The organism is Metabacillus litoralis, assembly GCF_007994985.1.
Taxonomy (GTDB): Bacteria; Bacillota; Bacilli; order Bacillales; family Bacillaceae; genus Metabacillus; species Metabacillus litoralis.
In genome coordinates, this window is record NZ_VOQF01000024.1 from 1 (window position 1) to 21,772 (window position 21,772).

At 31.4% G+C, this 21,772-nt stretch carries 30 protein-coding genes and 2 pseudogenes; 5 read left to right on the top strand and 27 right to left on the bottom strand.

The features are described 5' to 3' along the window. Positions 1–220: 220 nt before the first annotated feature. The 3 genes from FS935_RS21930 to FS935_RS21940 all read right to left on the bottom strand — a co-directional run bounded on the left by FS935_RS21930 (position 221) and on the right by FS935_RS21940 (position 1,620). A complete protein-coding gene (locus FS935_RS21930) occupies positions 221–484 on the bottom strand; it encodes a hypothetical protein (protein ID WP_158638685.1) in 264 nt (87 codons plus the stop codon). A gap of 71 nt (positions 485–555) precedes the next feature. Beyond that, positions 556–984 (bottom strand): hypothetical protein, encoded by a 429-nt coding sequence (locus tag FS935_RS21935; protein ID WP_146950752.1) that lies wholly within the window; start codon positions 982–984, stop codon positions 556–558. Between the two features lie 417 nt (positions 985–1,401). Then, positions 1,402–1,620, bottom strand: a complete 219-nt coding sequence (locus tag FS935_RS21940) for a hypothetical protein (RefSeq protein WP_146950753.1) — start codon at positions 1,618–1,620, stop codon at positions 1,402–1,404. A 169-nt stretch (positions 1,621–1,789) separates the two neighbouring features. Here FS935_RS21940 and FS935_RS21945 point away from each other — a divergent pair, with 169 nt between their 5' ends. Then, positions 1,790–2,434, top strand: a complete 645-nt coding sequence (locus FS935_RS21945; RefSeq protein WP_146950754.1) for an XRE family transcriptional regulator — start codon at positions 1,790–1,792, stop codon at positions 2,432–2,434. A gap of 41 nt (positions 2,435–2,475) precedes the next feature. Here the strand turns inward: FS935_RS21945 and FS935_RS21950 are convergent. The 13 genes and pseudogenes from FS935_RS21950 to FS935_RS22015 form a co-directional block, all read right to left on the bottom strand. Continuing rightward, a pseudogene (locus FS935_RS21950) lies at positions 2,476–2,910 on the bottom strand (IS3 family transposase); the annotation flags it as partial. 203 nt (positions 2,911–3,113) lie between these two features. Continuing rightward, a complete protein-coding gene (locus FS935_RS21955; RefSeq protein WP_146950756.1) occupies positions 3,114–3,620 on the bottom strand; it encodes a metallophosphoesterase in 507 nt (168 codons plus the stop codon). Between the two features lie 168 nt (positions 3,621–3,788). Beyond that, positions 3,789–4,100 carry a hypothetical protein gene (locus FS935_RS21960; protein ID WP_240050995.1) on the bottom strand — a complete coding sequence of 104 codons (312 nt, stop codon included), beginning with the start codon at positions 4,098–4,100 and terminating at the stop codon, positions 3,789–3,791. Next, a complete protein-coding gene (locus FS935_RS24320) occupies positions 4,097–4,228 on the bottom strand; it encodes a hypothetical protein (protein ID WP_275669640.1) in 132 nt (43 codons plus the stop codon). The genes FS935_RS21960 and FS935_RS24320 overlap by 4 nt, the downstream gene beginning before the upstream one ends. Before the next feature lie 209 nt (positions 4,229–4,437). Then, positions 4,438–5,193 carry a hypothetical protein gene (locus FS935_RS21970; RefSeq protein WP_146950757.1) on the bottom strand — a complete coding sequence of 252 codons (756 nt, stop codon included), beginning with the start codon at positions 5,191–5,193 and terminating at the stop codon, positions 4,438–4,440. A gap of 82 nt (positions 5,194–5,275) precedes the next feature. Continuing rightward, the gene (locus tag FS935_RS21975) at positions 5,276–6,034 is read right to left on the bottom strand and encodes a hypothetical protein (protein ID WP_146950758.1); all 759 of its coding nucleotides are present in this window, start codon (positions 6,032–6,034) and stop codon (positions 5,276–5,278) included. Positions 6,035–6,121: 87 nt separating this feature from the next. After that, positions 6,122–6,634: a hypothetical protein gene (locus FS935_RS21980; protein ID WP_158638686.1), complete on the bottom strand. Its 513-nt coding sequence runs from the start codon at positions 6,632–6,634 to the stop codon at positions 6,122–6,124. Positions 6,635–6,905: 271 nt separating this feature from the next. Continuing rightward, on the bottom strand, positions 6,906–7,163 hold the full coding sequence (locus FS935_RS21985; RefSeq protein ID WP_146950760.1) for a DUF3006 family protein: 258 nt from the start codon (positions 7,161–7,163) through the stop codon (positions 6,906–6,908). Next, on the bottom strand, positions 7,150–8,196 hold the full coding sequence (locus FS935_RS24080) for an MBL fold metallo-hydrolase (RefSeq protein WP_338036943.1): 1,047 nt from the start codon (positions 8,194–8,196) through the stop codon (positions 7,150–7,152). Before FS935_RS24080 ends, FS935_RS21985 begins: the two co-directional genes overlap by 14 nt. Then, positions 8,196–8,423 (bottom strand): S-layer homology domain-containing protein, encoded by a 228-nt coding sequence (locus tag FS935_RS21995; RefSeq protein ID WP_146950762.1) that lies wholly within the window; start codon positions 8,421–8,423, stop codon positions 8,196–8,198. The genes FS935_RS24080 and FS935_RS21995 overlap by 1 nt, the downstream gene beginning before the upstream one ends. 42 nt (positions 8,424–8,465) lie before the next feature. Next, the gene (locus FS935_RS24515) at positions 8,466–8,630 is read right to left on the bottom strand and encodes an S-layer homology domain-containing protein (protein WP_146950784.1); all 165 of its coding nucleotides are present in this window, start codon (positions 8,628–8,630) and stop codon (positions 8,466–8,468) included. An 862-nt stretch (positions 8,631–9,492) separates the two neighbouring features. Further along, entirely contained in the window at positions 9,493–10,218 is a 726-nt protein-coding gene (locus FS935_RS22010) for a hypothetical protein (protein WP_146950763.1), read from the bottom strand. Positions 10,219–10,236: 18 nt separating this feature from the next. Then, positions 10,237–10,953, bottom strand: a complete 717-nt coding sequence (locus FS935_RS22015; RefSeq protein WP_146950764.1) for a hypothetical protein — start codon at positions 10,951–10,953, stop codon at positions 10,237–10,239. Between the two features lie 370 nt (positions 10,954–11,323). On the opposite strand from FS935_RS22015, the gene FS935_RS24325 reads away from it, so the two are divergent. Then, complete coding sequence (locus FS935_RS24325) at positions 11,324–11,446, top strand: hypothetical protein (RefSeq protein ID WP_275669641.1); 123 nt, start codon at positions 11,324–11,326, stop codon at positions 11,444–11,446. Between the two features lie 57 nt (positions 11,447–11,503). Then, on the top strand, positions 11,504–11,761 hold the full coding sequence (locus FS935_RS22020) for a hypothetical protein (protein WP_158638688.1): 258 nt from the start codon (positions 11,504–11,506) through the stop codon (positions 11,759–11,761). Positions 11,762–12,620: 859 nt separating this feature from the next. On the opposite strand, the gene FS935_RS22025 is transcribed toward FS935_RS22020, so the two are convergent. The 3 genes from FS935_RS22025 to FS935_RS22035 all read right to left on the bottom strand — a co-directional run bounded on the left by FS935_RS22025 (position 12,621) and on the right by FS935_RS22035 (position 14,654). Then, positions 12,621–13,142: a DUF4871 domain-containing protein gene (locus FS935_RS22025; protein WP_146950766.1), complete on the bottom strand. Its 522-nt coding sequence runs from the start codon at positions 13,140–13,142 to the stop codon at positions 12,621–12,623. Between the two features lie 261 nt (positions 13,143–13,403). Next, positions 13,404–13,619 carry a hypothetical protein gene (locus tag FS935_RS22030; RefSeq protein ID WP_240050996.1) on the bottom strand — a complete coding sequence of 72 codons (216 nt, stop codon included), beginning with the start codon at positions 13,617–13,619 and terminating at the stop codon, positions 13,404–13,406. 549 nt (positions 13,620–14,168) lie between these two features. Continuing rightward, positions 14,169–14,654 carry a hypothetical protein gene (locus FS935_RS22035; RefSeq protein ID WP_240050997.1) on the bottom strand — a complete coding sequence of 162 codons (486 nt, stop codon included), beginning with the start codon at positions 14,652–14,654 and terminating at the stop codon, positions 14,169–14,171. Positions 14,655–15,406: 752 nt separating this feature from the next. Between FS935_RS22035 and FS935_RS22040 the strand changes: the two genes are divergently transcribed. Further along, positions 15,407–15,637 carry a hypothetical protein gene (locus tag FS935_RS22040; RefSeq protein ID WP_146950768.1) on the top strand — a complete coding sequence of 77 codons (231 nt, stop codon included), beginning with the start codon at positions 15,407–15,409 and terminating at the stop codon, positions 15,635–15,637. Between the two features lie 435 nt (positions 15,638–16,072). On the opposite strand, the gene FS935_RS22045 is transcribed toward FS935_RS22040, so the two are convergent. From FS935_RS22045 to FS935_RS22080, 8 genes are all read right to left on the bottom strand, one after another. Beyond that, on the bottom strand, positions 16,073–16,534 hold the full coding sequence (locus tag FS935_RS22045) for a hypothetical protein (protein ID WP_146950769.1): 462 nt from the start codon (positions 16,532–16,534) through the stop codon (positions 16,073–16,075). A 284-nt stretch (positions 16,535–16,818) separates the two neighbouring features. Further along, the gene (locus FS935_RS22050) at positions 16,819–17,076 is read right to left on the bottom strand and encodes a hypothetical protein (RefSeq protein WP_146950770.1); all 258 of its coding nucleotides are present in this window, start codon (positions 17,074–17,076) and stop codon (positions 16,819–16,821) included. A 180-nt stretch (positions 17,077–17,256) separates the two neighbouring features. After that, positions 17,257–17,766: a sporulation membrane protein YtrI gene (gene ytrI, locus FS935_RS22055; protein WP_146950771.1), complete on the bottom strand. Its 510-nt coding sequence runs from the start codon at positions 17,764–17,766 to the stop codon at positions 17,257–17,259. A 213-nt stretch (positions 17,767–17,979) separates the two neighbouring features. Beyond that, the gene (locus FS935_RS22060; RefSeq protein ID WP_146950772.1) at positions 17,980–18,207 is read right to left on the bottom strand and encodes a hypothetical protein; all 228 of its coding nucleotides are present in this window, start codon (positions 18,205–18,207) and stop codon (positions 17,980–17,982) included. Positions 18,208–18,495: 288 nt separating this feature from the next. Beyond that, on the bottom strand, positions 18,496–18,687 hold the full coding sequence (locus tag FS935_RS22065) for a hypothetical protein (protein WP_146950773.1): 192 nt from the start codon (positions 18,685–18,687) through the stop codon (positions 18,496–18,498). Between the two features lie 590 nt (positions 18,688–19,277). Continuing rightward, complete coding sequence (locus FS935_RS22070) at positions 19,278–19,820, bottom strand: CBO0543 family protein (protein ID WP_146950774.1); 543 nt, start codon at positions 19,818–19,820, stop codon at positions 19,278–19,280. After that, positions 19,820–20,305 (bottom strand): hypothetical protein, encoded by a 486-nt coding sequence (locus FS935_RS22075; protein WP_146950775.1) that lies wholly within the window; start codon positions 20,303–20,305, stop codon positions 19,820–19,822. Before FS935_RS22075 ends, FS935_RS22070 begins: the two co-directional genes overlap by 1 nt. A gap of 31 nt (positions 20,306–20,336) precedes the next feature. Continuing rightward, the gene (locus FS935_RS22080; protein ID WP_146950776.1) at positions 20,337–20,855 is read right to left on the bottom strand and encodes a CBO0543 family protein; all 519 of its coding nucleotides are present in this window, start codon (positions 20,853–20,855) and stop codon (positions 20,337–20,339) included. Between the two features lie 158 nt (positions 20,856–21,013). Between FS935_RS22080 and FS935_RS22085 the strand changes: the two are divergent. Beyond that, a pseudogene (locus FS935_RS22085) lies at positions 21,014–21,730 on the top strand (IS1595 family transposase); the annotation flags it as partial. Positions 21,731–21,772: the final 42 nt, after the last annotated feature.

Here is a 21,772-nt window from a genome sequence, read left to right on the forward strand (position 1 = left end):
CTCATATTCAGTTGTGTTAATAGATATTTTAAACGAAGTTAAGACTTTAAGAATAATAGGGAGATTCCTCCCTAACCTTCAAAACTCTACATTATTATATCCAATTAGAACAGTATTTAACTTAGTATAGTTAGAAAGAAATGTGAAATTAGATCTTCAACACTCGCGCTTCGATTGTTGAAGATCCTTTTTCTATTGAACAGTATCGTTGTACTGTGCATTAATATTCTGAACTGTATATTTTATTTCCACATTCTTTGCATTCAATTGATACAAAGTTTTCGTCAGCATTAACAACTGTGTATTCGTTAGCAGTATCAACTTCTATATCCCCACTTCTTTTATAAAATCTATCTTCTAATTCACCAATACGTTCGCATTTTAAACATTTAATACTAAATAATTTCTCACTTCCTCTTTCGGATAAAATCTCTGCTACGATTCCAAAAGTTAAAGCTGCTGCTGATTTAATAAACGATTTCATCACTTCACCCCTACGTCGCTTTTTGTTTCTAATGACATTCACTCTTAACTAATTAGATTTCTTTTATGCTTTTATTTAATAAAAATTAGTTCAAGAGAACTTTTAAATTTTTTGAATATATCTACATATTCTTGAACTCTTTCATCTCGTGTGAGTTCAGAATCTTGATAATCTAGTTTAATCATTAGTCGAAGTAAAAATGGATTTCTCGAACCCGGAACTAAGTGCAATTTATGGTCGACGAGTAATTCAATATTGTCTTTATATAGATTAAAAACAGATTGTATTTTATCTGCAAATTCCTTTTGATAGGATTCAATAAATAGTTCTGCGTGGTGATATTCTTTATAAACAAAGACAAATCTCCAATTCATTTTTAAAAATTGATAGCCCACAAAGTAGTCCCTACTACCACCATATCTTGCTGTATAATCTGTTTCAGAGTTAATTTTATTTGATACCGCTTGTAAAAATAATTGTTCATAATTTGCCTCTTGCAATACTCTCATCCTTTTTTTTACATTTATTGTATTATATCATGACATCTTTCATCCATAACAAGCTTTTTACGATACCAGGTGTTTTAAAACAATAGACTTTTATTGCACAGAAAGACTTAAATACGAAAAAACGATCAACTTAAAAAGTGATCGTCTTTAATGATGTGTATTTAGTTAGCAGTATCCTTGTACTGCGAACAACTAAATCTGTTGTTATTCTTCTTGTTAAACACAAGCACCCGTTAAAGTACATTCTTTCACACAGTTAGCACAAAGAAAGTGAATTTTGTTTTCTAGTTGCTTTTATACCAATATTTATAAAATCTTAACATTATAAATATAAACTCTTTAAGAAGTTAATGAAAAAAGCCGCTACAAAATGTTTAGTGGCTTTTTCCAAGGTTATCAATGATGTTATTATGCTGCATGTTTTGTTAATTTCCTTAATACGTTAGTTGCTACTTCCTTTGTTGCTTCAGGATTTTTAACCATTGTGTATATAATTCCTCCAGCAAGTCCTACTATAGAGACACCTGCAGACACTGAAAAAATAATTGCTGGCTTACCACCGAATTTAACCGTTTTGTTAACATGATTATATTCTGCGTAATCTTTTTCATTTTTGTTATTTTCCATTTCAATCATTACCTCCTTTATTCTTTTTTATGTTAACACGTTCCTTTGCAAGAAAAAGTTTCTCTGTTGTTTATTTGGACCTTCCTAACATAATAATATCGCGATGTTTTAAGTTGCACAAGACTTACTAAGGGTATATAATTCATCTCGAACGGGGGTTATTTATAACATGAATGACTTATTAAAAGAAAAGGCGACGTACTGGAATACTAGATTAAAAAAATGTATGGATGCAGGAAGATATACTCAAGCTTCCTTTGCTGAAGCCTTAAACAATAAATATGGAACTACTTATGGCCAAAAAGATGTTAGCAGATGGATGAATACAGGCTCCAAAATTAAAAATGGAGAAGTCGGCTTTCCAAAATACGATACTATGGTTTTAATTGCAGATTTCTTTCGTCTAGATGTTGGCTATCTCACTGGTGAAACTGATAAAGATTCCTTCTCTATGGAGAAAGCCTGTTCATATATGGGGCTGAATGGCGAAGCGATAAAAGCCATAAGAGAAATTACACATCCTGAAAATGAAGCAAGCTACATGAGGAAAGATATGAGAGAGTCGTTTAACAGGTATCTTTCAGCAGAGGGCTTTCCTATTTTTTTTGATAGGCTACATGATCTTCATCTTACATCTATATTACAAAATAAAGAGAATCGCGTATTCGACAACCAAGATAGTGCTATTGACTACTTCCATGGTTTAGAGTACAAGGGGAAAATTGCACGATATGAGTTGAATGAAGCTCTGGTACTACTAGTTAATGAATTATACCCAAAAGCACCACAAGTAGATTTGAACATTAAAGAATGAATAATAAAACTTAAAGTAGATTATGGTAAGTCAACACTAAATCAAACAACTTTTTTAAGGGAAGAAATTCTACATTCTACTGGACTTAAATAGCCTAATGAACTATGCATGCGAATATTGTTGTACCAATTAACATAATCGAAAAGTTCAAGAGCTAGTTGTTCAAGGGTTTGAAATTGCTTTCCTTTAATTAATTCTGTTTTTAATATCTTAAATGTGGCTTCTGCCACGGCATTGTCATAAGGATTCCCTTTATGACTTAGAGATCTCTTAATCTTATATTTAGTAAGTAACTCATCGATTCCGACGTTTTTAAACTCAGACCCTCGATCTGTATTGAATATTTTAATTTTTCTTAGTGGCTGTTTGATAGATGAGAAGGCACGTTGAACTAGAGCTGCGTCTTTGCGCTTTCCAGCGCTATAACCAACTATTTCGCAATTATATAAATCTAGTAAAATACAAACGTAATTCCACACCTGGATCAAAAGAAAAAACCTAGAGCAGTTGCTCCAGGTTCAAAGTGTCTATGTCATTATCGGGAATCACTAAAGGGTATCCTACGTTGCGTATTACCCTTAGCCCTCCAAGACTCGCTACGAGTGAATGACTAGTCCTTACTGGACGGGAAGCCCACCCGCTATATGATACGACCTAGGCTCGGCCGCACACCTGCCCATTAAATACTAACAAACTCGTCAAACAAAACTGGGGTGTAAGCGATTAATTCGACACAACAACATTTGTATAATTCTCTTGGTAGATGTTGATTATTAGAATGTGTATGCCCATGAATGTTCCCCTTTAAAAATCCTTCTTCTACTGCTACCTTTAAAGGTATTTCATCAACTGGAATATGTGTTAAAAGAAAGTCTTTATATAAATAATGTCCATGGGGTTCGAACCCCAACTTTCTCCACTTTGTTTTTGTAAGGCGATCATGGTTCCCTAAAATTAAGATCTTTCTACCATTTAATTGCTTTAATACTTCTTCTGACTTTTTTGCTCCACTAATTGATACATCACCTAAATGGAACACTAGGTCATTTTCAGAAACAACATCATTCCATTTCTTAATCATATATTCATCCATTTCATTCGTATCTTTGAATGGTCTATTTTCATAAGTAATTACATTGTTGTGAGAAAAATGTGTATCTGAAATAATGAATACTTTTTGACTCATTTCGTCTTCCTTTCTATTGCAAAGAATGAACTTTTAGTTCATTCTTTATTAGTATTGTTAATTAAGTTCCTAAAATTACGGAGAGATGCATGCAAAATATTCTCTCCCGAAAAGGAAACTCATTATCCCTAAGCTACTGCTTTTTAATTCATCCGGTAAGCTATTCACTCATATATTTAACTTTTTTAGGGGTGATTTTTTCAATACGAAAACCCAATACCTTGCATTTAACGAATTGATATATACTAGGTAGCAAGCAAAATCTCCAAATCTTTTTCTATTATTTTCGATAGTTCCCAACTTATCAAACCACTCTGAACTCAAATTTTGTTGTCTCATATAAGTTGCAATTACTTTTAAATTTATCATGAAAGTATTGTGTTGGTGTGTTCTGGAATCATCAATATCTCGACGTTCTTCTAACGTTTGCACACTCCATTTAGCACGAGTATTCACGTAAATAATTGCAGCTTCAATCATACATCCCAAAACTCTTGAAAGTCACTATCTGTAATATTTGCAGAATTCAACAATTGTGAATGGATTTTTTCTGCTTCTTGGAAAGTTAAACAATCTTTTTCTTCTAGATATTTTTTAAAGGTTAACAAATACTTCTCTCCATTCATGCTTAGGTTCATCTTTTTCAAGGAAATACCGCTTTCTTCTACAGTACCGTATGTATAGAAATGACTTTCTCCATCCCAATAGACCCTTCCAAGATACTTCTGCTTATTATATAAAACCCTACATGAATCGTTCCTTATCTATCAAGGCTTTGATTTCCATTAAACGATTACCTAAAAGTAATTTGCAATTGTTATCTATATCGCTCATCGAATATCTGCCAAAGTTCACCGCTCTCTTCACTTGAACTTCCTCGAAGTATTTGTGAATCAAATAATATCTGAAAAGTATTTGGGTCAATAATTTTTATTAAATCGGAACTAAAAGGATCATTTATAATTCTAGGTAGTGTATTTGGCATCCCTAACTCTGATACTATAGAGCCACTATACCTAATTTGAAAATTTTGTTTGAAATTTTCTATTTCCTTTTCAGTCATTGAATTATAAACCTCCGCTATACCTCCGGGACCGAATCTATATTCTTGAGCAACAATAAATTTCCCTGCTATCGCTTGCCAAGATGACCATTTCTCCTCATCATCAACATAACTTTTAAAACGTATATCAAAGATAGGTTCTGCTTTTTCAAACATTTCTTTATATGCCAAAATGATAAATTTGACTTGAAACGTAGCAGGAGACTTTCCTATCGTAGATAAATACATTCTTCTGAAAAAATGAGTATAAATCTGATAAAAACAAATACTACTTTTATCTATTCCAAGAATGTTACTCATTTTTTCATTACTAACAAAGTTATGGCTATCTAATTCGCATTCTATTTCAGTTAACTGAACAAAAGGATTATCGATAAAATTGCCCTTTTCAAACCGAAGGATATCGTTTAATATATTATTTCCTAAAGTTATATTAAATTTATCATCTATATCCACATCCAAGTTCTCCTTAGAAAAATCAAAAAGTAACGCTTTAATAGTATCTTTCATGTTGAAAACCTCCATTTATTATTTTTCAGAACTATGAGGCACTAGAAAGTGCTAGGTTGTAACGCTAACGAAATAGTATTTTTTAAAAAATAGCTTTTTGATTTTCCATTTCGATTAACTCTTGTAGCATTTCTTCACCACGAATTTCAATGGAACGATTTATTTTCTTAATTACTTCAAGAATTTGTATTGTATTAAAATTTGATGGCATTTTTTTATTGTTCATTGTATGTCCATTCCAGTACATTTGAATTTTACTATTATCTAGATATGCTCCTATGTATTTAAACTTTTGGCACTGCTGTAGAAAAGCATCTTCACCAACCTCTTTTAAAAAGTATTCTAGCGTTATATCCCAATAATCATCAAATAATGCATTTCGTTTAGTATTAAAGCCTTTCGGAACTAATGTGAAATTTCCGATTGAATGTGTTAACGCTGCGAATTTTTGTACTTCTTCATGTTCATTTATTTCCTTGTAATAATCATATTCGTCCAACAACCATTCATATCTTAACTTATAATTGGAAATACCACTTGATTTCCAATATAAATTACCCTGTTCTTTATCATAAGCCAATAATAGTAGACGATAAATACGATAAAATGAATTCATTGTATCAAAATCATAATTTGCAAGCTGTTCATCAGATAGTCTCCAAATTTTTTTATATAAGCTTTTAGCTAACTCGCTTCTATCACAGTCAAAAGCAGAACCACTTAACTTATATTTTAAAAACTTCTTAACTGGATCTCTCTCCTGCTTGACTTTTTCCTTAGAAGATTCATTTTTAAAATCATATTGGTAATCATTAATCTGTATAAATTGCTGCGTATCCATGTTATTCCACCTTTCAAAAATGTATTTACTTTACAAGTGATATAGTATCAAATAGTGGAGAAATTATAGACTCCCAGTTTTTGTGACCTATTTTTTCTTATCAAATTGTGTAATGTAATAGATAAAGTTTGTGAAATTAATTGCGTATTGCATTTCACCAGCATTATTCTGACGCATGATTATTGGATTCTCACCCTCAACATAACGATTTAAACTTTGTTCTATTTTTTCCTTACTGAGTGGCAACGTATTGTTATATTTTGCTTTTTGTACAATTTGCGCACCAGTCCAATATTCATAAGGATTTTCAAACATAATCGTAAAGCAAATTTTGTCGTTTGACTTCAACATTAAATTACTACTTAAAAGCATTAACCTATATATTTTTTCCGTATCAATATAAAGCGGAGTTTCCTTACTAAACAGTGTGTATAACTTTTTTATCGTCTCATCATTTGTTCTCCGAGAAGAACTGGTGAGTTTTTTTATAAATTCTTTCTTATGCAGTAACCCTTGTTCACACATATATTCTAGTAGTTTTGTTTTATTCTTAAAGCCTTTTCCATTAAAACCCCAATGTTCTCCTTCTTTTACTAGCATTGCCTTTTCCTCATTGGTTAAATAATGTATTGTATTTTCCAACAATTCGCTGTTAATAAAATCAAAATTTAGTAATATCATATCCGTTCCAACTTTCCCAACATATTACCTTATGTATTGTAAGGCATAATCAAACAACGTATATTAACACATATTGCCTCCTGGTACGATGAATGTGAGGTGCTTTTCATATGCCAGAGCTAGAAGTGAAACCCAATCTATTTATATAATACAAACTCTACCCTCTCATTAACGGAGGGTAGAGTTAAAATTAGTTATCAAGTATTTTTTTCAATAATTCTTCCGCTTCTTCTCTAGCTTCTTTTGTTTCTTGTATTAAAAATTCAATATTAATTAAGTTACTACCCTCAAAAGTTATATTCAATATATCCCCTTCAGAAACTGAGATATTAATATCATTTTTGGACAGTTCTATCTTAATAGATTCATCCTCTCTATATAAAAGGACAACAATATCCTTCTCAAACCGGTCAACTGTGTATACACATGAAAATCTACCTGAATTCACTAACTAGCTCTCCTTTTGAGTTATATAGTAAGGCAGCGTCGCCACTATTATTCCAAATGTATGATTTAGTCCACATTTGTTTATACGGAGGTGAATCATATGCATCTGGACCTGATAGTACATCGAGATAGTAACCTGATTCAATTATTGTACCTTCTGGAAAATCATAACACTGATTGCCTTCCTCACTTATTAAATACCAATTCGAAAGATCTGCATTTTCATTTGTGTTATTTAATATAGTGACGTATTCCATCTCAAAATCACCAACAGAAATGAAAACACCATCCTTTAAATCGGGTAAAGGAGTTGTACTGTCCTCTCCTTCTTCAGAAGGCAATGCAGAAACATCATAATTTGTACCATCTGTTGTTACCACAATATCTCCCGATTCAAATGTTGAGTATATTTCGGCACCAATATTTCTTAATCTTTTAACGACACCAGCATTTGGGTGACCATAATTATTTTCACCGTACGAAAGAATAGCTGTCTCTGGATCTACTTCATTTACAAAAGGTTGTGAAGTTGAAGTATCTGATCCATGGTGACCAACCTTTAGGATTTCTGCTTCTAGGTTATAATTAGCAACCATATCTGCTTCGTTTTCAATTCCTGCATCTCCAGTAAGCAAGAAGTCTACTACTCCATACGTCAATTTTAAGACAACTGAAGAGTCGTTAAGATCTTCGCTTGAATTCAAACTATTTAATACTTGTATCTTAATATCACTATCTAAAGTGATAAACGATCCCTTTTTTGCAACTTCGAATGGAATGTTTTTTTGATCGATTAAAGCTAAATATTCCATATATGTTTGAGTTGTATGGGGTTTCCCTGAATCAAGAACTTTTTTAACTTCGACTTGTTCTAATACATCTATTAAACCGCCAATGTGGTCAGCGTCAGGATGGGTGGCGACTAATAAGTCAATTGATTGTATTCCTTTTTCCTGTAAGAAGGAAATTAATTTAGACCCAGCTGATTTACGACCACCATCTATAAGAATTGTTTTTCCATTTGGAGTTTCAATTAACGTACTATCTCCTTGTCCAACACATCAAGGAAATTAACATCCAAATCCTTGCTATTAGGGATTTCCACTTTAAATGTATCGTTTAACGCTCTTGCTAAAAAGGCAGAATAACTTGCACGAGTAACAATATCATTTGATCGATAAGTACCATCTGGGAAACCTGCAGTTATTCCAACTGCTAGTATTCTTTTAACATGTGTATACGCAGCTTGCCCTTCATACACATCTGTAAATGCAACTTCAACTTCTTCTGTTAGATCAAAAGCTCATGATACGAAGATAGCCATTTGTGCACGAGTAACAGGTTCATTAGGACGATATGTATTGTCAAGAAAGCCACTTATAATCCCTTCTTCAACAGCTGAAGCTATATATCCTGATGCGACTGAACTTTTATCAACATCCTTGAATTTTGTATCTCTTTGCGTCAGCTATAGTACGAGGACAATTTTACTAGAAACTAGCAATATATTCAATTTTTGGGACTTTAGTGGTATACCTTGAAATACTCGTATTATACAGGATATTAGAATTATTTTTACTGTTTGAGGAGGTTATAGCCGTCCTCTGGTGAACGAATACTTCTTTCCTTGTAGAGTAGGCTAGATTCCTTCGCGAATTTGAGCGTGACAATGTTGACTCATTTTGCTGGACGATGATGATTGGTTCCTCTTTTACGAGATTGGGTTGACTTGTTGGCTTTGCATAATGCTTCATGGTTATCCCTACAAATAGAAATAGCCCTAACTCCTCGAAAGGAATTAGGGCTGTAATAATCATTATTTAATGAGATGAATATAATAGATTAGTAGTCCAACACTTGTTGTTTTTTATTTAACAAAAAAGATAAATATGATAAGAAGGTTTGACCCATTGCTTACCACATTCATCTTTTTAGGAATTCGATTAAAAATTATTAAACTCTTTAATAGATCAAAAGGATTTTGGAACATCTACTCTAGCAATAATAACAAGAAATAATTTGATATAGATTTTTTCTAATCAAATCAAAACCTTCCAATGTTATTCTTATTTAATTTGATTTCCGTAATTACTGCCACAAATAGCAACATTACATGAATTATGAAGAATATAATAGTAAAATAGGAGTTAGCGAAAAAAGCTATTAATGCAGATAGAGATGCTAAAAGTAAAAGAACTACAGTTATAATGTTTTTTTTTCTATCAGATTTTTTTCTTATTGTATATACTATAATAAATATTAAAGTAGATACAGAAATGATAGGTAAAAGTATTAGCAAGTTGAACCTCTCCTATTTTCTTTACTTTTTATTAATCCCAATTTTCATATACACAAGTAGCTACTCCACCAACTCCAAATCCAGTTGCTACAGCAAGACAAGGAATACATAAAACAGCCGTAGCACAGGCAACAGCACATATATTTCCTAATTGCCAACCAACTATTGATGGTAGTGCTAAACACTGAATTGTCCCATTAAAATCCAGACCTAACGGAGTAATAACATTTTCTTTCTTTTCTTTGTATTCTTCAGCCGTATAAAACGGCTCATCAGAGATATCATTATACTTTTCTACTCCATCAATATAGAATACCGTTTGAAAAGTTCCAACTTCTGATTTTTGTACTAACAACTCTGAATAAGAATCTACTGTGTGAAAATCTGAAAAATTAATATTTACATTACTTACTTTTCCATAATGTTTTGAACTAATTACTGGAATACTTACTGTAATGTAATCATTATCTGTATATGAATATACTTTCGCCTGTTTAAAATCTAGTTCAGTAGATTTAGAGTTAATTTCTAAATTCTTTCTAAATTCCTTTTTTGCTTTCTTAAGCCATTTACCCTTTTCTTTTTCATTTGATACTTCAACTAACTTTTCCACTTGTGCTAGCATCGTTTGATCGAAAGCACTCATATTTTCTCGATCTTTTGCAAATGCTGTATCATTAGGAATGATATAAGTTAGTGACAATATTGCTGCTAGTAGAATAAAAATTATTCTTTTAGATTTTTTAAAATTACTCATTAAAATGCTCCCCCTTTATTAACTCCAATTATCACCTAAACAAGATGTAGCTGCTCCACCACCAAGACCTAATGCTATACCGACACACCAAACACATCCTGCACCTAGGGTAACAACACAGACGCTCCCACAAATGTAAGCAACATTAAGCAACACAGCTCTAGGCATATCTAAACAATCTGCAACTCCGCCCCAATCAACACCCATAGGTCTAATTTCTTGATTCTTTTTTTCTTCAAACTCACTTGCTGTCATAAAAGGATCTGAATAAACTTCATCAACTTCTAATTCTCCATTTAAATAAGTTGTTAATTGAAAAGTATTTTGTTCTGAACGTTTTAATTCTATTTCTGTATAAGCTATCAATTCTTTTTTATTTTCATCAATATGAATTGCTACATTACTTATATCGTGATGATCAGGACTTTTTATTGGTATTGAAATAGATACAGTAGAACTATCTTTCATTTCGAAGAAACTAAGGTTATCAAAATCATAATTATTTCCTTGAAGCTCTAATTTACCTTTATCGATAGCTTTGTAGAGATATTTGCTCCACTTCTTAATTTGTTTTTCGTCTTTAATAGGCTTCAAGAGATTCATTTGTTGTTGTAAAAAATCATCTGTTTCTGTTTCCATGGAATTGACTTGGGCATTCACAACACCCCCGTTTGAAAACGCTATCACAATTATTCCAACTAATAGATAAAACAAACTCTTTTTTAATTTCCTCATAATTCCCTCCTAATGTAAATATTTTTCAGAACACTGTCAGTATAACATTTATTTTCCATTTATTTGGGTATTTTAATAAAGTATATAAAAAAAGGAAAATAGCACCATGCCAATAGAAGCATTAAATAACAACAAAACTATAGGTGGGAATTACATTAGGTAAATTAAACTATATTTTCCATTGATTTATTTGAATATGTGAAAATCTTATAATAGGTTCAATGAATAGTAGCGGAGTAAGTACTCTTCTCTATCTATTGATTAATATCTTAATAAATGAATAAGCTCGAATCTATAAATATAATGGATTCGAGCTTATTTCACATTGAAATGGACAGGAATTCAACTCAGTGGTTATTGGATGCTAAATATGACTAAACCGCAAGAAATCAAAGGCTTAATTGATGAATACAATAATTATGCTTATACAAGTATTGAAAATGAAATTATGCTAGATGAAATAAACGAAATTTCAAATGAAGAATTATTATGAGAGCATATTTTATATTTAATGAAGGCATCACGGAAAAAAAGAACAGAAACAAATGAGATGTCAGAAAAAGTAGTTTCTTATTTACAAGGTCATAATTTAAAATCTCTTATATTAAATAATGATAATGAAAATATAGAAAGCAAAGAAACTGCTTACCTTATTTTAGAAAAGATACAATTAATCACAGGTGGCTCTATTTATCAGGAAGTCTTCAATACTATTTTTGAAGAAATTTACAAGCAATACGGTATAGAAGAATTAGGAGGAACAACATATATATACGAAGAATATAATCGAATAGCATCTACTTTATGATCCTAGACAATCAGCTAGTATTTTAGTTTAAATTAAACAATCATTAAAAAGTCTGTTGTAAGAAATATGGACCCCACCAGTTTTTTCTGGTGGGTTATTAGTGGTGAATAAGTGATTCTTAAATATTTTTATTAACTTTATAACATCTAAAACCTTGTTAGATAGGGGTATTCATTCCAACTAATTTTTCATTCTTACTCCCACTCAAACATTGCTGGTAGCTTAGATGTAATGTCATCCAACTACGCGTTAAGACACTATATAATACCTAATTTATTAAAATCTGGATGAGCCTCTTCATGTGCAACTGCTTAACAGTTCTATTTCCACCTTAATAAGGCTCCCAACCAATTTTTGATTGGTTTAGATTGGTCTGTTTGCTTGATAACCTATCTACGATAAATAAAACCTCTATGACAAAATACACTCCTTCATAAACAAAATTATTTGTTGCACAGTATATGTCTACTACGCAATAAATGGGTTACGATAAATTCTCGTTTTGTTACCGGAAAAAGAGATAGAATCTGGTGTTTATCCATCAAGACGTGTTAATAACACTTATCTTTTAGTTCCCAAGCTAATTAAAAAACGTCTCAACTCCAGTACTGTCAATGATTTGAGACGTTTTGTGTCATTGTTTTAGACACGAAAGTACTTAATCTATACATTGCAACACCAATAAGAACGTTTATTTCTAATTAGTCCCTTTGTGTCACTCGTCATCCCTCTCTTCAAAACTGTTTATTATTATATCCCACTGGAAAAGAATTTAACTTAGTTAAGTTGGATAAAATGTGAAATTAGATCTTCAACAATCGCGCTTCGATTGTTGAAGAATAAAATGATTCTTTTAATTTCATTCTCTTATCTCCATTACTACCGTATCAAATAAGTTACCATTTACATAAACCATAAAGGCCCATTCTCCAGCTTCACTAACCATAACATTTGATGGAGTATGTGAATCAGCTCCATTGTTAGGTCCTGCAAAATTTTTCGACCAGAATTTATCATCTTTTAAATCACCATTAGTTAAAATCGGATAAATTTTAGTTGTGGATCTGTTTACACCCACCACTGTCATTTCTCCTTCGTTAACTCCCCAAAAATGCCACATCCATTTTTCAATTTTATTTGGTTTTAAAATAGGACCAATAATTCCTATCTTACCCTTGTTGCCGAACATATCACTACTGCCGGTTCCAGTATCAAATTCTTTAGCCTTTCGACTCCAATCAATATCTTTTATATCATCATGTTTCACGTAACTTGGAATGTTTTTAGGTAAGCTAATGTTATTTTCTTCTTTATCCAACTTATTTGCTTCACAGCCTAGTAGAATAAGAATAAAAATAATTGATATGTAAACTTTTCTCATAGAATTATCCCTTCTTCAATCGTAGTCTATAAGTTATTCTCTACTGCGAATCCAAATCCTCTTTAATTATAAGAGGCACAATCCTTGTAGTGAATTGTGCCTAAATACAATATTTATAAGTCACTATTGACCTATTCAAGATAAGCGCTTTGATTGTTGAAGATCAAGGAAATGATCATGATTGCAGCCTTTAGTTTGTTTAAGAAAAGCTACCCGTTACTTTAAGTACATTAGTTCACAAAGTTAATTTAACAAGAATTATTACATTTTTCCATTCTCAATCCAATACCAGATTCGGATACTTCCTAATACAGACCCTACAAAAAGCACAAATAAAATAAATATCCAAAGTGACATCATGCCAATTTCCTTAATCCCTTTTGCATTAACAGCCACAAAAATCAATGCACCTATTAACATTAGATAAAAGAATACATTAGGTATTATCCAAGCAATCCTTAATTTTTTGTTCTTCAAAATGTCACCCCTTTCACAAAAACTCCTCACAAATTTGGTTGAGGTTAACATATATTATTCCACAATATGTTTCGATTGCGGAATAAAGGCTAATATTAACTGTTTTACAATCCTGACCGTTACTTTAATAAGGAAAAAGCGATCCTCCGTTATTGAAGTAACACACCATTTCATTTAAACCACCTAAAAATAAAGCACATGAAATCATGTGCTTATCTTTTTAATATTCACATTATAAAAAACATTACTACATTAATTATTACTAGAGTTAAAACTAATCCAAGAGCTATTTTTTTAAAAGTAAAAGTAATAGTACCTTTTTTCACTCCTTTAAAAATTAATAAGAAAATGATTAGTGAAACTGCCAGGATAGTAATATCCATTCTATATCTCCTCTATTGGTATAAATATGTATATTTTACCATAAACCTATATTTAATTTTCACCTTTTATTCAATTAAATGCTTCATTAGCGAAAAGGCGACTGTTCTTATTGAACACTCGCACCCGTTACTTGAAGAAGAGTTTCTACTTATTTTTCGGTTACCCTTACAAATTGTTCATTCTGATAATCTCTCCGATGTTATAGCCTATCCAAGCACCGATAAATGGAAAAGCATCGATAGGAAAGTCCAATCTTACAGTGTCAAAATCCATAACAAAAATGAAACCTGTAAGAAAAACGCTTATAACACTGATGAAGACAATCTCAGTTATTTTTCTTCGCTTCCACCTTTTCTCTCCCAAACGATTTCTGTCAAATACCCGCACACGTCTACTCGTCTTTGTACCGATAGGTCTTCCTGTCTTTAGGGTGTACAACGTGATAGCTACTATTATCCAAGAAAGTACACAAAATGCTCCAAAGAGGAGTAATGGCTTTCCGTTCTCAGCAAGATAACCAAAAGGCACGAATAACAACAGCATTGCAAGATTGCCTTGGACTAATTGCATCTTTTTTAAATACTTAACTTCTTGTATATCCCATTGTGTTTCATCCATTTTATCCCCGCTTTCAATTCGACAACTTGTCAAACTAACCTGCCCGTTAGTTTAAGTAAAAACCTTCACAATATCACTTATCTTCTAATTATCATCTTATCAGAAGATATTAAATTATTGTTCATTTTTTCCACAATTATGTAAATCCTACTGTGCAGTATATGTCAACTAGGCATTAAATGGGTTATGCTAAATCCTGATTTTGTTGCCGAAAAATAGATATAGATTCTGGTGTTTTCCCCCCAAGATGTGTTAATAACACTTATCTTTTAGTTCCCGAGCTAATAAAAAAACGTCTCAACTCCAGTACTATCAAGGATTCGAGACGTTTCACCTATTTATTTAGTTGTGTTAATAGATATTTGACACGAAGTTTAGGCTTTAAGAGTAATAGAGAGTTTCCTCCCTATCTTCCTAAACATTATTATAATCAACGGGAAAGCATCTAACATAGTTTAGTTAGATACTTCAACAGCCGCGTTTCGATTGTTGAAAAATCTATGTTTTATAGTATCCTTGGATTGCGAATTAAGAAAACTCCTTGTTTTGTTCGAGCTGCTCTTTAGTAACCTTCTACTGTGGTTCATAATGTTCAAGCCATTTCTCTACGTCGTAACAAAAGAGTAAAACCCTCACATTGCTTTTCACAGTAATAACAGTTCAAAAGGTGGTACCTCCCAACTCCATAGTTTCTACAAACTGCAACACATATTTTGTAATCAATAATGAAAAAATTCAACATTTCTAGTAAGATATAACTAATTACATAGAAGAGGAGTTATTCCATGAATATAATTGAAGGTGTGGATTTTAATCTTATGATGTTTGTTGGCCCACTTATTGTATTAGCAGTTACAATTAGTGGTCTTTGTCTAATTTATAAACTGATATTTAATAGACTCCCTAAATCAATTGACAACTATTTATTAGGTGGAGTAGCTCTTTTGGGTGCATATTTATGGGTATTCCCAATGCATATGGGATTCTTTGAATACTTTAAAAACTGGGGCATTTAACTTGCCCTTTTTCATTTCCCGATCTTATCTATCAGTATTTAGGCGAGCTACTCAGTAAAACAAATTCTAGTTGGAACGTTTTCTTAATTAAATTATAATTAAAGATAAAGGAGTGAAGCAGGTTGCAGTTACTTATTAAAAATGAACTACGTATAAATATAATCTTAGCTTTGTTTTATACTTTTTCTTTGATATTTTTAGATAGTAATCGTATAGCATTTTATATTATAACGGTCACGATTTGTCTTATTGTCTTAAGTATCAGACTAATTGCAATTACAAGAAAAGATATTTAAGTATGGAGAAACATTAATACGCATTTTTCTTCTACTACGTATTAAGAAATGAACATCCTTCTTGTACTAAACTGCTCCGTTAGTCGAAAAGCGAATCCTCTTATTGAACACTCGCTCCCTTTAGTTGAATAAAGTTTTATTAAAATTCAAATTCAAACAATTCCTTTTTTTCTTCTTTTGAAAGTCCCGTAAAGAACTTTTTATGTACCCTCAGTTCTTTCTCTTTTCTAGGGAATGTTTTTTCCAACCAAGTCACCGCCATTGGAGTATGTTCAGGTTGGGCATTAACTTTTTCTAAAAACCATTCATATTCTTTTACAGATTCATCAGTTAGAAGTGTTAAGTCCTTTTCCCTGCTTTTATAGTCGAGTTCTGCTAGTTCTCTTGCAGTAATGTGACCATTTATTTTTTTCACTACTCCAATTTCAGAAGGCATACGCTGATCATTAATTGATACAAAGTAATGTATGTAGTTAACTAATCTGAAAAGTCCCTTTTTTGTATCTTTGTTATTTGCAATGTAAAGCCAATCACCTTTATTTGAAAAACAATTAAACTCAGAATCCTTTAATGCAATTAACATTTTTTCATACTTTTTCATAACACACCTCAATTCTGTAGCATAAGATTGTCATAATGCGTTGAATGATTAAAATAGAGTGGAATATCTAACTCTTTTGCTGATAAAAAACGTCTTATTCTATAATCTTCTTTATCTCAGAAAAAGGGAAGCTAAAAGATCTCTTTGTATGAAGGTATTTACATAAAAATTCTTCACAAATATAAAAATCACTTCTTCAGCTAAACTGCCCTTTAGTTGAAGAACCCTAAAGAAAGAAGGCTGCCGCCGCAACCCATTATCTAAACTCTTGCACAGTATATATTTCATTGGTCTGAAGCATCACTGAATGGGTATTCTTCAAGTTGATTTTCCTTTGCTAAAATAAAATATATCCCAAGAATAAAAGTAATTATTAAAATAAAACAAATTAACCAATACATCAAAGGATAGTTATATGTTACTGTTGTAACTCCCGAATTATCATTTGTTATACTTTCCTCAACAGGATAATAAAGAGTATCTATAAGGAGGTATGTTAGTATAGCTGAAAAACTAAGAAATATTCCTACTGCACGTTTCATCATTCCACCTCAAGTAAACAACATTGATAAATACAGATTAACATAAAAACGGAATCCTTCTTTAACTAACCTGCTTTACTAAGACAAGCTAATCTCCTTCTTGAAGATTAGCACTCGATAGTTGAAAAAAAGCTTTACTCCTTTTTAAAAGCAAAGCACCTAAAGTTGAGAAAAGAAATTTTACTTTTGCTCAAAATTAATGATTGATATTTTAATTGTTAAAGTAGTTGTAAGGGCAAATCTAGATACTTTGACTTTTAAAACATTGTTTTCAATAAGATATTGTTTATTTTCAATAGACTTAATAATAATCTCCATATTTTCTGTGATACCATTAATATTATTTGTTAGTAAAGAACTTATTTCATTACGGATATTCTGTTTTAATTTATATTCTCCAAATGTAGTTAGATGATATTTTTCAGCATTAATTATTTCAACATTAATTTCTTGTAAAGTAAGTAGTTCAAGACTTTTTTTATTTGCATTTTTAATGTCTTCATATAAAACTTCTTTATCTTTTTTTAATGATTCAACTTCACCTTGTAACTCTTGAATTTTTAATAACTGCTTGTCCTGAAGTTGTCCAAAAAAATACAGGAATAGCAACCAGCTAATTAGAGAACCAATAAAAACTCCTACCAATAAAAACTGCCAAGACTTTTGATTGTATAACTCAGGAACTCTCAATTTTCACACCACCAATGATTTTCAAATTCCCTTCATATATATGAAAAGAGAAAAAAAATATCACTGAATAGCTACATTTTAAACTTCACTTTATTGGGACAAGAACTTCTTAAACTGCACCTTTAGTTCGATAAGAAAAAACGATGCCTTATTAAAGCATCGCTCCCGATGGTTTAAGTACAACTCTTAACAAACTAAACTAATTGGCAATATTTATTTTTTATTTACTATCAAGAATAAACCTAATCCAGTAACTACGAATAGTAAAATTAAAGCAACTGTTGGCATTCCAAAATCCGTGCCCCAACTCAATGAGCCTTCGTTAGATGCCATATATGATGCTGAAGCTTTAATCGAGTCAGACAATTGTTGTATTGAATAAACAATAATCCCAGTAATAATCGCCTGTGCTATAAGAAAATACCCTAACAAATCTCTCAAATTACTTATCCTCCTCAGTTAATTAATAAAAATTCGACAAGTAAGGATATTATTCCTTCTTAGTCTAACCTGCTTCGATAGTCAAAAAACGAATGCTCCATTGAACACTCGCCCCCGTTACTTTAATAAAAATTTCTAAATTACTCATACTAAAAGCAACTATGAATGGAGGATTCATCCTTCTTAAAAGGGTGCTTTTTTCTTCAAATATACTTCAACTGTACCGCCTTTAAAAGCCGCCACATCGACAACCCCTAGTTTCACTCTTGCACCTGTTAATAAAACAAATTATTGTTCTTGTTGCCCTTTATTCTTTTTTATTGTTATTAGTTTTGACATGACAAAGTGAACTACTGCAATAGTTAGTAAAAAGTCTCTATATGCCTCACTTGTCCCACCCAAGAAACCACCAACAGTAGAGAAAAAACCAAACGAAATTACAAGCAAAGCCAGAACATAATACTCAATTTTCAGTTCCATTTTATATCCCCTTTATTAAACATTACTGCTCCGTTAGTTTAAGTGAAAAGCTTCACAATATCACATATCTTCTAACTAAATCATAACAGAAGATAACGAATTGTTGTTTATATTTTCCAAAATTGTCGATAGTTGCTGCATAGTTTAAAGTCTTCTACTCATTAAATGGGTTACGCTATATACTTTTTGTTGCCGATTAAGAGATAGAATCTGGAATCTCACCCACAAGACGTGTTAATAACACTTATCTTTTACTAACTGATCTAATAAAAAAAACGTTTCAACTCCAGTACTGTCAAGGAATTAAGACGTTTTAACTACTCAAATTTAGTTGTGTTAATAGATATTTTACACGAAGTTGAATCTTCAAGAATAATAGGGAGTTTCCTCCCTCTCTTCCTAACCATTATTATATCCAAGGGAAAAGTATCTAACTTAGTTTAGTTAGAAATAATTTGAATTAGATTTTACCACTCGCGTTTCGATTTTTGAATAATCTATTCTTATTGAATAGTATTCTTGTACTGCGCAGCAATGACTTTGTATTATTGTTTTTCTTCTATAAGCTAATCTCTAACATAAAATCAATTTTAGTTTCCCCTAATTTGGCTTTTTATGTATCCATGAAATTTATTATAAAAAAAGATATTTGAAATCATTACAGGGATATAAAATATCAAAGAATACCATAATTTCCATTTTTTATAAGTAAAGAGATTGAAGAATTCAGTTCCTACCCACTCTAATCCAAGTAATAACCCTGCTCCAAACATAATATAGAGCAAGTTATTAAGGCTCTTTTCTGCATAATAGTTCATTAGGATAAGTAGTGTAAACGGATAGACTATAGTTTGCAATAGTATGTCCATTAATTCCCCACTATCATGGTCAACTGTATCATATAAATCATAAGGTTCCATTGCTAAGAAGTAATCTCCAACTGTTGTATATAAAAGATTAAATAATAATATTGCGATAATTTCGGTAGTTAATAAAGTGTTATATCGCTTATGTAAGTAAGTAAAAACCGAAAGCACTAGAATTGTAATGAATATCGTAAACCATTCATTTTCATCAAATTTTCGTGGTAATATCGGTTCTAATATCTCATAAGCTCTCTCAAAGAAATTCATTATATAACCCTCTCTCTTTTCAAAGTACTGTAGAGAAAATTACTAAAATAAAGAGTTAATAATATTACCAACATTTCAAAAAACATATCTAATGATGGGTACCAAGTTATACTGTCTGACCGTAAAACTCCAATAAATAAAAATGTTTTTTCAACAATGATTCCCAACAATATCCACGAGAATGTAGCTAACAACTTTTTAAACAATGTTGCTTTGGATCGATATACTGCCATTAACCATAAGAGAGTAATTGCAAAAACAGCTCCATATTGTAAGCGGACAGTCCAAAACGGAAAATGCTCTGTAACAACAGAAATTCTGTCATATGGGGAAGAAATTGTGTAAAACATATTCTGACAAAAATACGAAGTAAACATAAATAATAAAAAAATTTCTATTTTAGTAAACCAATTTTGCAATAATGGTAGCGTTAAAGCAAGTGACACTGAGACAGTAAGTATTATAAAGAAAGTAGTCATCAACATAAGTTAAATCCCCCAAATTTTATCATTATGTTTAGGATTCGTTTAACTTTTGATTAGGTGGCTTCATTTTTATTTGAACTCTATTCTTGAATATATAAGATTTTATCAACTCAAGAGCTAACCTGGATAATATTTTTACTATAAACACTAAAAATAAAGAATGATACCATTCATAACCTCTTTTAAATCTTAACGAATTAGTCTTTCTCTCAAGCAATATTTCATAAGCACCTTGAGGTATCCCCCATAAAAACAGCTTTTTAATCATAGTAGGGAGTTTATCGTTATAAGTGGATTGACAGTACCATATAGACAAATATGGACAAACAAGAACATCATAGACAATATTTATTTTAAATATTCTAGGCTTAAATCTAATTGGATATTTAACTTTATTTGTTTTCACTAAATAAGAATTAAACAATACATTAACAAAGCCATTCCAAATAAAGAATGGAACCCAGAGTTTATATGATGAACGTTTAAATAAAGTTGGAAAAGATATTATAGCAATTACAATTCCCATCCTATATATAAATTTTTCAAGCAATTTAAGACACCTCCTATTATTTTAAGGTGTCCAATTATTTAATTTATATTTGCAACGCTATCAACGTTTCCTTAGCCGGTTACATTTTTAACAAAATGAGGAACTCTACTGCGTATTAAAATGTTTACTACGGAAAAAACGATCCCTTATAAAAATCTTATATTGAGTGTATGTTGAATGGTCTCTCACTTCGTGAAACAGCTTTAAAAATTGGTATCACTCACGTAACTGCTTTTTACTGGCGGCATAAAGTGTTGTCTGCTCTCGCAAAAGAAAATATCGGTATATTTGAAGGATTAGTAGAAGTAGATGAAACATATTTCTTAGAAAGCCATAAAGGACGAAGAGTTATTCCGAATCGAAAACCAAGAAAACGTGGAGGTACTGCTACCAAAAGAGGTATATCTAATGAACAAGTCTGTGTCTTAGTAACTAGAGACAGAAACAGAACTACACTTTTAAAGCTAGTCGGTACAGGTAGAATTCTAATGGACCAAATTGACACCACCCTTACATCTCATTTTAAGAGTGATAAGGTGCTTATTTCTGATGCTCACAATTCTTACAAATCATATACATCTAGTAACGATATGGAGCATGTCATCATAAACGGTAGTATGAAAGAATATGTAAAGAAAGGCATCTATCACCTCAATAATATTAATAATTACCATTCCCGTTTAAAGAAATGGATAAGCCGTTTTAATGGTGTTTCTACGAAGTATTTACAACTCTATTTAGTGTGGTTTCAATTCCTGGATAATAGAAAAATGGAAAGTGATTTGAGCAAGAAAAAACAAATGCTTATCTTGGCAAGTGTACATGGAACTTGGGAAACCGCCGATAATTTAAGAGTGAGAGACTACGCATTCTAAGTGCTAATATATTCGTTTTTTTGGAATAAAAAATACACATAA